11 protein-coding genes are annotated in these 17,166 nt (G+C 38.9%); 4 read left to right on the plus strand and 7 right to left on the minus strand.

Going from position 1 to position 17,166, the window contains the following annotated elements:
* Positions 1–66 precede the first annotated feature (66 nt).
* The 5 genes from BLS33_RS02055 to BLS33_RS02075 form a co-directional block, all read right to left on the minus strand.
* The gene (locus BLS33_RS02055; protein ID WP_089884771.1) at positions 67–1,494 is read right to left on the minus strand and encodes a hypothetical protein; all 1,428 of its coding nucleotides are present in this window, start codon (positions 1,492–1,494) and stop codon (positions 67–69) included.
* 195 nt (positions 1,495–1,689) lie between these two features.
* Entirely contained in the window at positions 1,690–3,129 is a 1,440-nt protein-coding gene (locus BLS33_RS02060; protein WP_089884772.1) for a nucleoside hydrolase-like domain-containing protein, read from the minus strand.
* Positions 3,130–3,220: 91 nt separating this feature from the next.
* Positions 3,221–4,966 (minus strand): RagB/SusD family nutrient uptake outer membrane protein, encoded by a 1,746-nt coding sequence (locus BLS33_RS02065; RefSeq protein WP_089884774.1) that lies wholly within the window; start codon positions 4,964–4,966, stop codon positions 3,221–3,223.
* A gap of 6 nt (positions 4,967–4,972) precedes the next feature.
* Positions 4,973–8,434 carry a SusC/RagA family TonB-linked outer membrane protein gene (locus tag BLS33_RS02070; protein WP_089884776.1) on the minus strand — a complete coding sequence of 1,154 codons (3,462 nt, stop codon included), beginning with the start codon at positions 8,432–8,434 and terminating at the stop codon, positions 4,973–4,975.
* A 154-nt stretch (positions 8,435–8,588) separates the two neighbouring features.
* A complete protein-coding gene (locus tag BLS33_RS02075; protein WP_089884777.1) occupies positions 8,589–9,731 on the minus strand; it encodes a FecR family protein in 1,143 nt (380 codons plus the stop codon).
* Between the two features lie 136 nt (positions 9,732–9,867).
* Between BLS33_RS02075 and BLS33_RS02080 the strand changes: the two genes are divergently transcribed.
* Complete coding sequence (locus tag BLS33_RS02080) at positions 9,868–10,461, plus strand: RNA polymerase sigma factor (RefSeq protein WP_089884779.1); 594 nt, start codon at positions 9,868–9,870, stop codon at positions 10,459–10,461.
* Positions 10,462–10,476: 15 nt separating this feature from the next.
* Here the strand turns inward: BLS33_RS02080 and ccsA are convergent, their stop codons facing one another.
* Positions 10,477–13,665 (minus strand): cytochrome c biogenesis protein, encoded by a 3,189-nt coding sequence (ccsA, locus tag BLS33_RS02085; protein WP_089884781.1) that lies wholly within the window; start codon positions 13,663–13,665, stop codon positions 10,477–10,479.
* Positions 13,666–13,886: 221 nt separating this feature from the next.
* On the opposite strand from ccsA, the gene BLS33_RS02090 reads away from it, so the two are divergent.
* On the plus strand, positions 13,887–14,474 hold the full coding sequence (locus tag BLS33_RS02090; protein ID WP_089884783.1) for a Crp/Fnr family transcriptional regulator: 588 nt from the start codon (positions 13,887–13,889) through the stop codon (positions 14,472–14,474).
* A 7-nt stretch (positions 14,475–14,481) separates the two neighbouring features.
* Here the strand turns inward: BLS33_RS02090 and BLS33_RS02095 are convergent, their stop codons facing one another.
* Complete coding sequence (locus tag BLS33_RS02095) at positions 14,482–15,777, minus strand: prolyl oligopeptidase family serine peptidase (RefSeq protein ID WP_143017558.1); 1,296 nt, start codon at positions 15,775–15,777, stop codon at positions 14,482–14,484.
* A gap of 134 nt (positions 15,778–15,911) precedes the next feature.
* Here BLS33_RS02095 and BLS33_RS02100 point away from each other — a divergent pair, with 134 nt between their 5' ends.
* Both BLS33_RS02100 and BLS33_RS02105 read left to right on the plus strand, forming a co-directional pair.
* Positions 15,912–16,655 (plus strand): Rossmann-like and DUF2520 domain-containing protein, encoded by a 744-nt coding sequence (locus BLS33_RS02100; protein WP_089884785.1) that lies wholly within the window; start codon positions 15,912–15,914, stop codon positions 16,653–16,655.
* Complete coding sequence (locus BLS33_RS02105) at positions 16,639–17,166, plus strand: KdsC family phosphatase (RefSeq protein ID WP_089884787.1); 528 nt, start codon at positions 16,639–16,641, stop codon at positions 17,164–17,166. Before BLS33_RS02100 ends, BLS33_RS02105 begins: the two co-directional genes overlap by 17 nt.

The raw sequence follows: 17,166 nt of genomic DNA on the forward strand, positions 1-17,166 counted from the left end.
CACTCAATCTTGAGAAAAGAACTCCCGAACTCAAGGTAAATAAAGCTCTTACTACATCCTTTTAAGCTAATTGTCTCGGGTCAGCGCCGCCACCCAACCGCCTTTGAAAGGTGCAGCGATGGTTGCTACGACTCCTCCTTGAATTTTCTCATCCTTGTACCATTTACCTTCGGTGATGCTGATCCATTTAAGGGTAAAGGTGCCTTTAGCTTTCGTAAGGTCTAATCCCACACTGCCAGAATTGGTGAAATACAGGGCATATTTTTCCCCAGGCTCTGCTGCGAGATAGGCCTCATTGGGAGACCTGTCTACGAGAAGTTCCATATGGGGCTTCAGCTCCCAAAGTTTCATTTGACTTTCGAGCAGGCGACCGGCCCGTATGCTTGCCTTGGCCCTTTCGTTTAGAGCGTTGCCATTAGGTGAACGATGAAACCGAACCCCTGCCGAGCCCGCCAGTATGTTTCTCCAGAATCGTTCAACGCCGTCTTCCTGTCCTCCCGAACCATAGTTACTATATCCCCCGCCATATATTTTGGTATGGTTGCTTGGCCGTGGGTGGGTTTTGTTCACCTGTTCAATCAACCATTGCAGCTCATGCCAATGTATATCATCAAAATTACGACTGTTAACCTGTGAGATATCGGCAAAAGTATAGTGTTCTCCATCATTAAAGATAATCGGGGCGCTCACCGACTCTTTTCCCTTATGTACATCGTCGAACATATCTGTTGTACCCACACTTGTCCCCCGTTCCTTGGCCTTCGCTTTAATGAAATTTATCCAATACCGACCCCAAAGTGCATCAGTGGTCGTTTCGTTGTTCATACAATAAAGAACATTGCCATATTGAAGACTGTACGACAACATTTTGGTAACGAACGCCTCTTGATACTTATAGATCAAATCTAATTTTTTATCATACCCCGGCATATCTGGAAGGGAATGAAAAAAGGGTTGGACATCCTTGGAAGGATGAAGTGGGTACTTCTCATCAAAACCAATCTCCTTATAGTTATAGTTGATGTTTAGGCGGGGATTCCAAGGACTGATTTCCCAATATTTTTGGGAATAATCAAAGCGGTCCCAGACCTCGATCTGAACTATAATATCACGCTCGCTCGTCCATTTTAGCATGTTCTGGAACCTTGTCCAATAGTCTTCGTTCCACTGATTTAAATCAAATATAGAGTCATTTATCAAAGCATAGGGTTTGAGTTCCTTGCCCTCCCGTTGGCTCATCGTATTCCGCACAAAATTGCCTCCGACTTCCTGGATCTCTTCAAGATGTTCCAGCAGGCCATCGGCCAAAAAAAGATGGTCGGTCTTGCTTCCACCAAGGAGCAGCACGGGCTCTCCCTTATACTGCCAATACCTGACATTTTCTGACCAAGGCTGTATTTCCCCTTGGTTATTATTTACGGTAGTTGCATTTTCTTGTGCCCATAAGGCCCCTAATGGCAATGTCAAAAATAAAAGGAAAATGATTCGCCTCATGATGAAATAATTAGGATTAGATGAATGTGTTCGATTAATGCCAAATATTAATATTGGCAGATATTTATTTCATAAAATTAGATTACCCCCAAAGTACGCTTCGTCCTTTCAGGCTCATATGTGTTTTGCGATTTATAAATCGGTATAATTAATTTGGCAGTATACTGAGTTATTCCTTCGTATTATATTTCAGTATTACTTCACTTGTAAAATTATCCTTCGATACGAAACTAACTCCGGACTCCCATCATCCTTAACCTCCAGAATCAAATGAATATCACCTTCGGGACATTGCTCTGGTAGTTCAACCCTAACAACAGCTTCATTCGTACTACTTAGACTGACCGGTGAGACGGATACTTCACTGTATTCCCACCATTTGAAACTAATTTTATCACCATCGGGATCATATGTCCTACTTGCATCGATATTAATAGTTTGCCCGGGCTTAACATTTAGTTTAATGATTCGCCGGCTTCTATCATTGTCGACAATCACTACTGGATTATGATTGGTTTTTTCATAGGGCAAAAGATTCCATGTCATACGTGCCGCAAAATCATTTTGATAGGCTTCGCGCCAACGCGCAATTGTCCATTTTTGCCGAAGACCTTTATCCATTTCACCAGACCAATGATTATCTTCTGCATCAATATAATACGACTCTCCGGCTGCAGCATAGCGGCCTCCCCAACCACCCCATTCAGGGAACTTAGGATTATTTAGACCATTTTGATAAACAAAGAACCATGAAGGCGTGTCTCCTTCTTTAACACCAAGCAAATTTCTTGTGGTCGGCGGGTTTTGATGAACGTCGTTTGGGTAACCCTTACCCAAGGGTCCCCAGTTATTAATGTTTTCTTTAATCCATTTATCACTATTCAAATTTTCAATACCTGCAGCTACCAATGGTAAAGTCTCTTTACTGCCTCTTGAATCATTTTGGTACATTCCACGAAATGATGCATCCAACGAATTCATAGATAGCGGTCCTGGTTCAACGTACCATATTTCCGGAAAATTTTGACGTATCCATTGTCCTGTTCCCATTTTGGATAGACTATTCCAACCATCTTGATCTGAGATAGCAAAAACACGTAGTTTTTTGACAAATGTTTCAACTTTTCTAGGCGAACGCGTACTTTTTATATCAAGAAGCGCTTGCGCCAAATCATGTGCTCCACCCCAAATAGTTATATATAGCAGTTCTTTTGAAGCGTCTACTGTTTTAATGATGTGTTTTGAACCTGAAGTCTCTTTACCTATTTTCAGGTTTTCAACCCCCCTATTTACCTGCCCACCATGTACCACTTTCAAAAGTGATTCCGCTGTTGGGTAGTTAAGGTTATGTAGCAGTAGATTCTCTCTAACCTCTCCATAATCTTTAATTGCCTTTACTAATAAATCTGTACGAATACGATGTTTATAGCCTTTTCTAGGGATATTATCAGAGGTGGCAATGAGACCTTCAATACGGAATTCATTGGAATATACCAACAGATGTCTAATGGATTGTTCATCATCTGGGTCACCACCAATATCGGTAAGCACTAATAGTCTTGGTCTTTTATCTTTTTGTGCAATACCCTCAAAGGTTAAAAAAAGAAATAGTAGTACCGTAAATAGTGTGCGCATTTAAATAATGTTATTTAATGTTTTTGGATATAAAATATACCCTAGTTAATAGCTTCTTAAAATGGCTGTTAACTAGGGCTAGAATTTTCCATTAATAACCAGGATTTTCTGGAGCTAGGGCAGGATTGTTAGCAATTCTACCGGGAGTAATAGGGAAATAATAGTGTTTTTCATCAAAATCGGATGTTCTAAAATTCTCTTTATATTCAATTAAGAATTTCCCCGTAAGAAAGTCGTAAATATAATTTACTCCTGTCCAAGATTTTGATATAGTTTCCTCTGCTATTCTCCACCGTTTTAAATCCCAATGTCTTAAAGCCTCAAAAGAAAGTTCTATTCTTCTCTCATGTCTGATCTTTTCTACGTCAATTGCTGTATGCAAGGGTAAAGCAACACGTTCCCTTATTTTATTGACCGCGTCTAAGGCTTCCGCTTCTTTATTGAGATAAAAAGCTGCTTCTGCATAATTTAAGAGTATTTCGCCCAAACGAAATTGAATTTTCATGTTCTTTCCTTTTCTATTGTTAAGGTCGCCATTGGGATCAACACCTTTTTTAATGGAAAAACCTGAAAAATCACGGCCTGATGTTCTATAATTTGCTCCCATGACCGGTAACCCTTCATAAATACCATCACGAATAATTTCTCCATCAGCTGCGCGGATACCATTATAATAATTGACTGGGTCAAACCCTTCCCAATTACTTCCATGGGTCCAAATATTGGCGTGAAAACGAGCCTCCAAATTACCATATAGCTCGTCAAAAGTCCATAATTTATTTGTGACAGCTTCTCTATCCCACGGAACAATAACGCCATCTTTAGTCTCAAAACTCTCGACAAATTCAAGATACGGACAAATATTTTCAGTCATCCACCCTGGAGCCGCTCCGATTACTGAATTATCAACACTCCAATCATTATTAACTTTTAACCCATCATAATATTTCGCCCATATAACCTCACTGTTGTCTTCATCTATAAACGCCTGTTGGTAATTTTCAACGATGTCATCAGATTTTTTATAAAGTGAGAAAGGCCCATCAATAATTGCCTTTGAAGCATCATAACTAATTTGCCAATACCTGTTTTCTTGGTCACTAGGAATACCGACTAAACCGTCAATTTTTACAGTACCCCAACGGGCAATGCTTGCGGCATACAAAGCAGCCCTGCTCTTAAGTGCCTGGGCTACGTATAAAGTTGGGTCACCCAATCGAGCTTCTGATGGATACGGAAGCATTTCGTTATTTATTAATGCATCACATTCAGAAATAACAAAGTCATAAACTTCCTGTTCTTTGTTTCTTGGAACAAGTAACTCTTCAAGTGGCGCGTCAATGGCCTGTGATTCAGTAATAATAGGGATACCTCCGTACCATTTCACCATTGTAAAATAAGTAAGTGCCCTGGCAAATTTTATACGGCCTATAAGTAATTTCTTTTCATCTTCAGCTATGGTAGAGTTTTCCATTTTTTCCAGAAAATCATTCATTTTTCGCACATTACTATAGTGCCACTGCTCCAATCCTCCATTTTCATCTAAAAGACCTGCTTGCCATTTTACCACAACATCTTGGTTTGGTCTGCCATTAGTTGCTTGATCAGCAACAGCATTTATAGTATATATGTTATTTCTCTGTCTTTGATTAGTGTCATAATCATTATACATGAAATACATATGACTGTACACGTCGAGAATATAGGCATCAACCAAGACCGGATCGTCCCAGACAATGTTGTCACTTATAATATCAAGTGGTTCTCTCTCTAAAACACTATCACATGAAGAAAATACAAGTGATGCAAATACTAAGGTATATAATAACTTTTTCATGATTTTTTATAGTTTTAATGATACTCCTAGTGAAAATGTCTTTGGTTGCGGATAATATCGACCGCTATTGTTTGCCGTTTCCGGATCCATATCCCATTTATTCGTCCCACTAAAGGTCAAAAGATTTGTTCCCGATAGGAAAAGGCGTACGGATTCTATGCCAACTTTAGTTCGCATAGGAATGGTGTACCCTAAATTAAAATTCTTAATTCGCAGGTATGTGCCATCGACTAACCAAAAATCGGAGTTTTTAGTGTTGTTGACATTACCCGTTGCAGATACTCTTGGCAATAATGCATTTTTGTCATTATTTGCTGGATTCCATCTGTTCTCGTAAGTAAGGGCAAATGTATTTACCGTACCATAAGGTAAAAGACCTCTATTAATTTCAACATCGTACATACCTGCCCCCTGTAATAATAAGGATAAATCAAACCCTTTATAGTCAATGGACATATTTAGACCAAATGTCAATTGAGGAATGTTTGAATTCGAATTCTCATCTTCATTATAAAGAAGGTTTGAAGTCGAAATCACCTCTTGATCTCGAAAGTCTATTGTACCGTCATTATTTATATCAATATATTTAATGTCACCGGGTGCAAGGGTTTCATTGCCTTTCTGATCTTGATCGTATGATAGATTATCAATTTCACTTTGAGAGGTAAACAGCCCATCTGATTTATAACCAAAAACCCGATCGACCCAATTACCCGATTTTGTTCTTATTCTGATATCATCTTCATCTTCATACATAGGTTCGTCAAAATGATCCCACTTGGCCCTTGACCAAGCTATATTGGCACTTATATCGTACTTGAATTCGTTCTTACGATTTCTGTGCCCTAACAAAACCTCAAAGCCACGCTGGTTTTGGCTATTCAAATTCTCAGCCGGTAGGTTGGCACCAAAGGTATTTGGTAAAGATTGAGATCTTGTTGCCAACATATTCGTTCTTTCGCGATAAAATGCGTCTAGTTCGGCATACAACAATCCATTGTTGATACTGAAATCTAACCCAATATTATAAATTGTCATGTCTTCCCAAGTAATATTGGGGTTGGCCAATCCAGTTGAATATATGGTAGTGTAGGGTGACCCGTCTAAAACATAGCCGGCGTCCATATATGGTCGGATAAAACCTGAAGCTATTTCATATCCACTTAGATATTGGAAATTACCGGTAGCATCATAACCAAGGTTACTATAGCTTGCCCTTAACTTCAAATTATCAATCCATTCAACTTTGTCCTTAATAAAATTTTCTTCAGAAATTCTCCAACCTGCCGAAAAACTTGGAAAAAGACCCCATCTATTGTTTTCGTTAAACCTTGGTGATCCATCATATCTCACGGTAGTCTGAAACAAATACTTGCCATCATAGCCGTAATTAAGTCGGCCTACATAGCTTTCTCTTCCATCTTCAGATGCACCACCGCTAACTCGTTGGCCTTCGCCACCAGCAGCAAACAAATAATCAATAGCATCCGTTAGGTAATTTTCACCATGCGCGCTAGTGTTATGCCCGTTGGATTTTATTCTTTCATAAAGAAGGAGTGCGTCAACATTATGCTTCTCATCGAATGTTCTTACGAACTTAAGGGCTAGATTGCTAGTAAATGACGAATTGACCTGATAGCCTTGATCCAACTTGGTTTTAAAACTAGAACCTCTATCTATGTAGGTATCACTTACGGCATCATATTCATGTAAAAAATAATTCTTCTCCCAATTCTTATAGTCATTACTAAATTCAAAGTAACTTCCAAAGCCATCTATAGACAAGCCTTCCACACCTGGGATATCATAATTAAAAGAACCTTTAATATTAATATGTCTATTGTTATCCGCTTGATAGCCCCCCAAATCGAAAGTACTACCTGCAATTGGCGATACGGGTACAGATCCCCCATAAGCAATTTTAGTTTTATCAGGCAATTCTCCCAAATAGGTCGGCAACGCATTATTTATATCTGCCCAAAGATTGTAAACTGTACGCAATGGGCTTTTCAAATCTTCCGCTATCATCGATAGGTCTAAGGAGACAGTAAGATTTTTTGTGACTTCTGCATCAAGGTTGGCCCTAACATTATATCGTTTGTATTTATTGTCTCCAGATTTATACCCTCCTTGTTGGTCTAAGTAACTAAATAGAGTGTAATACTTAATTTTTTCAGACCCCCCTCTCAACGATACCTCATGCTGAGTTTGTGGAGAATAGTTATTCATTGTCAGACCCCACCAGTCTGTATTCGGATAATTTAATGGATCCTCACCACTATAATATTTTGCCACGTCTTCATCAGAGAAGAGTGGGTCTAACCCGTCGTTGGTCTTAAATTCATTCATTAATTCAGCATATTGGCCACTATTCGCATACTGCAGAAAATTCGTGAAACCTACATAAGTTGTAGTTGAATTAATGCTTATTTGCGGTTTACCAATTGTACCTCTTTTAGTTGTAATTAAAATAACTCCATTACCTGCTCTGGCACCATATATCGCTGCGGAGGCATCTTTTAATACAGTCATGGACTCTACCTCTTCGGAAGCAATGTCATTAAAATCACGCTGAATTCCATCAACAATAACCAACGGAGTCCCAAATCCTCGTATACTTATAGAAGATTCGTCATTGCCAGGTTCACCACTAGTTTGTTTGGTTATAATACCTGGCAAACGACCAGCAACTGAATTCGTTAGATCCGCAGTTTTGGTCATTGCAAGAGCCTCTCCTTGCACTGTGGCCACAGCGCCTGTAATATCTTTTTTGGCTTGTGTTCCATATCCAACAACGACAACTTCATCTAAGCCCGCAGCACTTTCTTCTAAAGCAATTTTCAAGCTAGACTGTTCGTTTACAGACACTTCCTTTGTAGCAAAACCAATATAGGAAACTACTAAAACTGCGTTTGTTTCGGCAACTTCAATCGAAAACTCACCATCAAAATCGGCAGTAACGCCATTGGTTGTTCCTTTTTCTATAATATTGGCTCCAGGCAGTGGCGTACCATCAGTATCGGTAACGGTACCTGAAACTTGTGCTTGCATATTAACATCAACCGTTTCTGGCATTTGTATGGTTGGCCGTATTGCTCCTACTTTTTTATTGGTCTTTCTTAAAACAATCTGTTTTTTTAATACCTCATATTCGATATCGGTACCTAAAAACAGCTCTTTTAAAATAGGAATGATCAGCGCTTTATCGACCTTTATAGAGACATTTCGTGTTATATCGACATCCCTCCTATTCAATAAAAATTTATAATCAGTCAAAGCTTCTATCTCATGAATTACTTGTTGTACAGTTGCGTTGGGCATATCCAACGAAATCTTTTTAGTCTGAGAGTAGGTATTTGCCTGTATTTGAAACAAGGATACTATTGTTAATAGCAGGGTTAATTTCATCTTTAAGCTAAATTTTAAAGGATGTAGTTGCACATCCCTCCAATTAAAGAGTTTTTTCATAATTTCGTAGTGTTAATTGGTTTAAATTCTTTTAAATCATTTTTTACTAAATCGGGGAATGTGTCCGCATTTTCCGATTTTATTTTTTCAATGATTTGATCTCGGTCTGTTACTGGTTTCTACTCATAAGGTTTCTTTTTAGGGTTACTTAAATTCATTCTATAATTACTTCGTTATCTACTATCTTATAGGTTATCGCATAACTTTTGCTGAAAGATTCGAGTATTTCTTCAATGGTCTCGATATCAAAAGTGGCATCGAACAATTGTTCGTCCAAATCTAAATTTTCATTCTTAATGGTAACATTATAACGTCGTTCCAAGGCTATTCGAATCTGACGGAACGGTGTGTTTCTAAAGATCAATTTTCCTTGAACCCAAGCCGTATACACCCTAGTATCAACATTTTCAATAGAAATATCATTGGTAAGCTGATGCCATTCTGCCTTGAAGCCTGGTTTTAAGACAATGGGATCGGCATTTTTTACCGCTGCTATTTTAGTATGAAGTTCTACCGAACCTTCGACCAAAACGGTATTGATATTCCGATCTTCAGGATAATGCGACACATTGAACTTAGTCCCCAAAACTTTTATACCAACATCATTGGCATTCACGATAAAAGGATGTTTTTCATCTTTCGCTACATCAAAGTAGGCTTCCCCAGTTAAAAAAACAGCGCGCTCACTACCGTCTAAAAATGAAACAGGATACCGCAGCGAAGTACCTGAGTTTAAAAAAACATGAGTGCCATCAGATAAAATGACATCGAATCGCTTTCCATAAGGTACTTTCAGTGTATTGTATACTAATTTATTGGCCGAAGGTTTTTCTTGGTAGGTTAATTTCGATTTATCTTGGCTTCCGATTACATTTCCCTGGTCGTCTTTTACTTCTTTATTACCATTAGGATCTAGAGTTTCAATAGCTCCATTATCCAATATTATGGTAATTGATTCTTCTTGGGGAATTAATAGATTGTCTCTTTCCTCTACTGAAGAATTAGTTTGATAGAAATAACCCAAAGCCAAAAAAATCACAGCTATCGCCGCATATTTCATTGTATTCAGAAGGGCCAACTTTACCTTTCGGTTTTTATTGCGCTTTATTTCCTGCAACAGTTTTTTCTTGATTTTGTCCGTATCAGGTTGGTTCATGGCCATCGTTGTTTCAAAATGTATTTTTATATAATCGTCAAAAACCCGTTGATTTTCCTCAATAAGAATCCAATCGGACAGCAAATTCAGATCTTCTGAAGTTGCTTCGTTAGTCAAGTACTTAAGAATTCTATTTTTCATATAGGGAACCGTAATAATCTAGTATGTATACATAAGAAAGACAAAGCTCATTTGCAATACCCTAACTTTTTAGTGATTTTTTTTTCATATTTGCAATTATCAATAGTATATCTTACGACATAAACATTATATTTTTATGAATACAGATAATAGCGCATTGCTTGTTGAACGTTTAAAGAAGGGAGAAGAAGAAGCTTTTATTTATTTGGTAGACCGCTATAATCGACGCCTTTTTGGTTATGCGATGACATTGACAAGTGATCATGCCCAGGCCGAAGATATTCTCCAAAATGTATTTTTAAGAACTTGGGAGCAGCGAAAAAAACTAGATATCAAATCATCTTTACAGAACTATCTTTTCAAGTCGGTGTATAATGAATTTATCAACCAATACAAGAAGAACCGTTCTACCATGATATTGGAACAAAAATATTTTGAAGGTTTGGAGCGGGCGGTAATTCTGCAGGAGGATAGTTCTGTTGAGAAGGTAATTGCACGAATTACAAATGAAATTCATAACCTTCCCCCGAAATGCAAAGAAGTATTTCTTTTAAGCAGGAAGGAAGGGTTAACCAATCTTGAAATATCAGAGCACCTGAATGTATCAATCAAGACCGTAGAAGCACAACTGACCAAAGCTTTCGGCGTACTCAGAAAAAAAATGGGAAAAACATATAAAACAATGCTCTTTCTTTTATTTGGAGGTAAGCAAAAAATTGAATTTAAATGATACCTTGAACGGTAATTATTTATTTTTCACATAATTGACCTTGTACCTCCAATAACTAATACCTCCTAATATAGCCACTCCTAATACAATATACCAGATAAATGTAGGCGTAATGACCTGTGCCCCACTAGCATAACTATGAAGACCTGCTAGATAAAAATTAACCCCGAAATAGGTCATCATGATGCTACCAAAGGCAATGACACTGAGAAAATTAAACGTCCATCTGCCCCTGAGACCTGGTATGAGTCTTGTATGGATTACAAAAGCATAAATCATTATTGATATCAAGGCCCAAGTTTCTTTGGGATCCCACCCCCAATAACGACCCCAACTTTCATTGGCCCACTGACCCCCCAAAAAGTTACCGATAGTCAACATAACCAGACCTACTGTCAATGCCAGTTCATTGATTATGGTCAGTTCTTTTATATTAATATCCATTCGGGCCTTGTTTTTCTTATTGGTCAAAATAATGAGCAGCAAAGAAACAACGCCCAATATCATACCGACCGTTAATGGACCATAACTGCCTACGATAACCGCCACATGAATCATTAACCAATAACTATCAAGTACTGGCACCAAATTTGAAATTGCCGGATCCACCCAGCTTTGATGGGCAACCCAAAGCAATAAAGCTGTTACGAATGCCGATGCCGCCAAGGTAATATCACTCTTTCTAATAAATAAAAGTCCCATGCCCATGGTAGCCCAAGAAACATACAATATACTTTCATAAGCATCACTCCAAGGCGCATGGCCAGAGATGTACCAACGTAATATCAACCCCGCGGTATGCCATAGAAAGAAAAGCACGATGGTTCCCTTAAAGAAATAGGTGATCACTCGCCAAATTTCTCTATCCCGGAAAATCTGAAATATCAAAACAAAGAACATTAAAACGCCCACTACGGCATACGACCTGTATAACCGGTTGAAGATATCCAGTTTATTGTATATCACCTCCGTTTCTATTTTGCGCTCCGAAGGTAGAATCTCACTGCCATGATTTTTCTGGTTCTGTACAAAAGCTTCCAAAAGTTTGTCAGCATCGGTATAGTCTCCACTTTGTTGTGCCTTTTGTAAGGTCATCAGGTAGTAGGGAAGTGCATTCTTTATGAAATTTCCGTATAGCGAATCAGAAACCTGATACTGCCCGCTACGATAGTCAAGTGCCGATATCCATTTATTATTTTCATCGTTCAGCAATGGGAATATTTTAATGATTTTCCCACTCAACGCCTGATCCAATAGGTTTAATCGAATATTTACTGCTTTAATATCTTTCTCAAACTGATCTGGGTTATTCGTAGCCGTAGCTTCCCTCAAAACTGGACTTAACTTATATCCCCCTTCTTCATCAAAAAAGTCGGTTGCTTTTACATATTCTGTTCCTGGTGGAACCCCAATAAGCTTTCGTATACTATCGTTTTGTCCTCTACTCTTATCTAAAGCGATGAATTCGGTGTTATACCATACGGCAGGACTCATCATCATTGATAGGAACACCTGATCGCCGTCCATATCATTGAATTTGTCTTTCAAACTTAACTTTCGAAGCAACTCAGAAGAAAAGGTGTGAATAGGTTTCATACGCCCACCCTCATCTTGAACTACAAGCTTTCCGAATTTATTGGCGTGCTCTTTTGATACGATTGTGGCCTGCAGCAACGAATCGATCTGTTCTTGAGTGGGCATTTTACTGCTATGATCATGACCATCATCTGCCGTATGCTCTTGTCCCGCGACATTAAGCATCATCCCTAAAACCAACACTGTGGTCAATTTTGCCTTTTTTGATTTCAATTTCTCCAAAGAAGCACCTAAATCTTTAAATCGGGTCTTCCCAAAAAACATAATTCCCATCAAACCTGCATATAAAAGAAAATAACCGAGATAGGTAATCCAAGTTCCCCATTGGTCATGGTTCACCGATAAAATCGTTCCTTTTTCATCGGGGTGGAAACTGGATTGAAAGAACCGATATCCCTTGTGGTCTAAAATGTGGTTCATATAAATATCATAATCGAAAGAGCGATCATCTTCCAAGGTTATCCTGCTCATAAAGGATTTATAACCCTGTTCGGTACCGGGGTATTTCTCGGCAATAAAGTCGTTCAGCTTGATAGCGAAGGGCAATGTATACACTTTAGAACCATAGCTGAGTGAAAAATCGAGTCCGCCAACATTCATTTTTTCAGAAAAAGTGGAGGAGCCAGCACCACCAAGTAGTTTTTTTTCGATTTTTTCACCATTCGATTCAATTTCGACTATCAAGGCATTGGCCGTACCTTCATTGACCTCGTTTCTCGGGACTTCCACTACCCCATAGGATCCCCTCACCAAAGGTTCTGGCAGAACAAATTGCATTCCTGCCATGGAGTATAATGACCGTAGTTGTAAGGTTTGCAAACTATCTTTTGCTACGCTGCCTTGTAGCTGATCTGCCATACGCATAAAATTGCCCTCAAAGGGCGACTTTATTTGATAGGTAGTATCCGAAGCAAAAATATTGATGGCTCCCTCGGTATTATTGTTTAGTGCGAACAATACATTGTGTATGTTGGCCACTTGGCCACTTTCCAAAAAATGTTCGTGACGCTGACCATCACCAGCCTCGACAATTTTCAGGTATTCCTTTCCATTTTCATCGGGAACCAAGCCTTCTTTAACGCCTTCAATAAAGCCAACATAAGAAATAGTGAATGATTGACCATTATAATCTGACGACCAAGGTAGATTCGATTTTAATCCTTCAGGAGTAACTATCAAATCATCTTCCAATACTTTACGCTTAGGCTCGCCGTTTATTTCACCATCAACGAAAGCTGTCAGATAGGTTTTATCTGAATAGAATACATTTTCGGTTTCCCCTTCGCGAATGGGCATCCGCCCCTCAAAACTGATATAGCGGGTTATAAAAGCCCCAATAATTATCAGTATCCAAGAAAGGTGGAGTATCAAAACTGGCCATTTTTCCCAACGAAGCAGGCGATATCTGGCTATGTTACCCATAAAATTGATAACAAAAAAGAGCATAATACCTTCAAACCACCATGTATTATAAACCCATATGCGAGCAGTTGCAGTACTATACCAACTTTCGAAAAAAGTGCCAAAGGCCATGGAAGTTGCAAAAACAATAAATAAAATGGCAGTTAATCGGGTGGAAAAGAGAATATTCTTGATTTTATCGACCATTTTTTAACAATGCTTTGTATTTGCGGCAGCAAAAATAGGTAGATTTTATGAATTTTTACGGAGACTAAAAAGTTAAACTTTCCCTATTTTTTGTGGTCAGGAATAAATTCATCAACATAAAGCCTAAAACCATTTTAGCAAGCTGCTAGTAATAATGAAAACTTAGTTTTGTATTTTCGACGACCTTAGAAAACAAGATTCATAAAATTGTACCTAAATTTATGATTTCGGAAGAAGTTTTAGAGCATTTTGGAGCCATAAAAATTCACCTCAAAAAAGATGATTTAATTTTTACGGAGGGAGCTCGTGCAGATTTTTTCTATCAGGTTCTTAACGGCGAAGTTAAAATGTTCAATCGAACAGAACAAGGAAAGGAATTCACACAAGGCATTTTCAAAAAGGGAAAAAGTTTCGGTGAGCCACCATTGTTCGGCGACTTCCCTTATCCGGCGGGAGCCAAAGCGAACAAACCATCAACACTCTTAAGATTGTCGAAAAATCAACTTTTTCAATTGCTTCAAACAAAACCCCAAATACATCTAAAACTCACCCAAATACTTTGCAGTCGACTAAATTACAAGGCAATGCGACTAAAAGAAGTTTCAGTATTTTCGACCGAAAATCGAATAATGAATCTTCTATGTCACTTAAAAAAGGAAGCTGGCATAAGCGGAAAATATGAAGTGAAATTGACACGCTTAGAAATTTCTGAACTCACGGGACTTCGCGTAGAGACCGTCATCCGTACGATTAAAAAGCTTGAAAATGACAAAAAGCTGAGCATTATCAATAGAAAGGTAATCGTATAACTTGTTTTTATGCCAGCCACTTATCGAACCAATTGAAGGCATCGGTTTGCATGGCAATATCGAACTTATGCCCTCCTTCATAAAAATTAGTTTTATACTTATCTTCTTCCCCTGCTTTAGCATAGATTTCCTTTAGCATTTTATCGGCTCTTTCCATTTCAGACAATGAAAATAGGTCGTCTTCTTTACTGCTTTGCACCAAGGTGGGTAGTGGCGTTCGCAACCCCAAAATCTCAGGAAAATCTAAATAATTGGGTAATAAAGCGGCATACGTCATAAAGGTATGTGTAAAGGATTTGTTCATCACAAAATCGCGCCAAGTGCTCATAAATCCAACACAAACAGCACATTTTATGCGTTTATCGAGTCCGCCAAGATATGCGCTGCGCAGCCCTCCGCCCGAAAGTCCGCAGCAACCTACACGATCGGTATCGACATCTTCCCTTTCACATAATACACGCAAAGCCGCTTGATCTTCGGCCAAGACTACACCGGGCCATGTGGTTCCTGCCGAAAAAAGCGATTTTGCCATAATCGTTTCGTGGTCACTGGCCCACGCGTTATAATCCCTGACGTTTTCATCGATGGCAGGGTCTTTATCTTGCCAATCTTCACGAGAACAATGGCCCCATAATATGCCATCGACATTTTCTAATCGCACCCGTCTACTTGCAAATGCAAAAACATCATGTACCATGACCACATATCCTTTTTTAGCTATTTCGTTTGCCCATGCCCGCCCTTCATAATATTGCGACTGATGCTCCATTAACATGGAACGGGTATCGTTGGAAATACGGCAAATTTTCTCCCAACCAAAAAATTTGACTCCGCCATGATCATGTAATCCTAACACCGCAGGCAGCTTTTTCGTTACACCTGCCGGTTTTAACACAACGGCTCTTGTAGGCTCACCATAAGGTAGTTGCCAAGAAATCTCTTCTACATCCAATCCGTCATAGATATATTTACGATGAATGGTTACTGTCACTTCTCCTATATTGGGAGGTGCTAAAAGCTCAAGCGTTTTTTCAACTGCTTTGGGTTTCCAATCGTTTACAGATTTCCATTTATTGTTTCGAAATGAAAGTTTTGGGGGATTAGACGCCAAATCGGCGGCCCATTGCCCGTATTCCCCTATCATACTTCCATTTAAAGGCTTGGGTATATTTTTCATGGCGGTTAAATTCATAGTTTTTGACGGTTCCGAAGTCATTCTTGTCAAGAATGGAAAGCCAGAACAAACCACAGCAGTTTTTTTGACGAATTCTCTTCGGGAATTTAAATCCTTATCGTTTTCCATAACATTTTGATAATTAACTGTCCATACGGCCAAATAATTTTTTAATCAGACGCGTCTTTTCAAATGTAGTAAAAAAACCTAGCCGCATTATTCCTCCTAAGTCCCAAACAGAAATATATGCTTATTTTTGGGGCATGATTAAAGTTGCCCTTGTAGGTACCGGAAATGTCTCCGAACATTTAAAGCGTGCTATTTCAAAAACCAGCGAAATCGAAGTGGTTCAGGTTTTGAATAGTCGCAACGAGGACTTGTCAAAATCCCTTAAAAAAATTGGACGCCAATTACCTGACATCTACATTATTGCGGTCAGTGATGACGCCATACCTTCAGTGTCACAACATTTTTCACATACCGAAAAACTGGTTGTACATACTTCTGGCAGTGTACCTATGGATGCGTTGCCAAAACAAATGCGCAAGGGTGTTATTTATCCTTTACAAACATTAAGCAAGGCTGAAAAGGTAAATTTCAAGGATGTTCCCCTGTGCATTGAAGCCTCTCAAGAAGATGATTTAGAATTACTCCGAAAATTGGGGCAAGCCATTTCAGATCAAGTTTTCGAAATTTCTTCGGAAAAGCGAAAATATTTGCATTTAGCTGCCGTATTCGTAAATAATTTCACCAATCATCTGTATAGCATAGGAGCTGAAATTTGTAAAGAGCAACAGCTCCCCTTTACGATGCTCCATCCCCTAATTAAGGAGACAGCGCGAAAGATTAAGTTTTTATCACCTGAAGATGCCCAAACGGGACCCGCCAGAAGAAACGACACAGGAACTATGCAAAGACATATGGAACTTTTAAATAACGAAAAAGACAAAACACTCTATCGCTTGTTGAGCGATTCGATTAAAGATAGCTATGGAAAAAAGTTATAAAGAACAATTAAAGAATATAACCACCTTTGTTTTCGATGTTGACGGGGTGCTGACCAATTCATCTATATTGATTACTAGCGAAGGTGAGATGCTTCGCAGTATGAGCGTAAAAGATGGCTATGCAATAAAAACGGCACTTCAAAAGGGTTATAGGGTCTGTATTATCAGTGGTGGCACCAATGAGGGCGTTCGTCATCGAATGAGGGGCCTTGGGGTAACCGATATCTATCTAGGTGCCGGTCATAAAATCGAACAGTTCGAAGAATATCTTGAGATCTATGAGATTGACCCTCAAACTGTACTTTACATGGGTGACGATATGCCCGATGTACCACCAATGGCATTGGCCGGCCTAGCTGCATGCCCACAAAATGCAGTGATTGAAGTCAAGGCCATTTCGAAATATGTATCTCATAAAAACGGCGGTGAAGGCTGTGTTCGAGATGTTATAGAACAGGTTCTAAAAGTACGTGGCGATTGGAACGATAACTTTAACGCCTCCAACGACTAA

It is taken from the genome of Kriegella aquimaris, assembly GCF_900103215.1.
Classification (GTDB): Bacteria; Bacteroidota; Bacteroidia; order Flavobacteriales; family Flavobacteriaceae; genus Kriegella; species Kriegella aquimaris.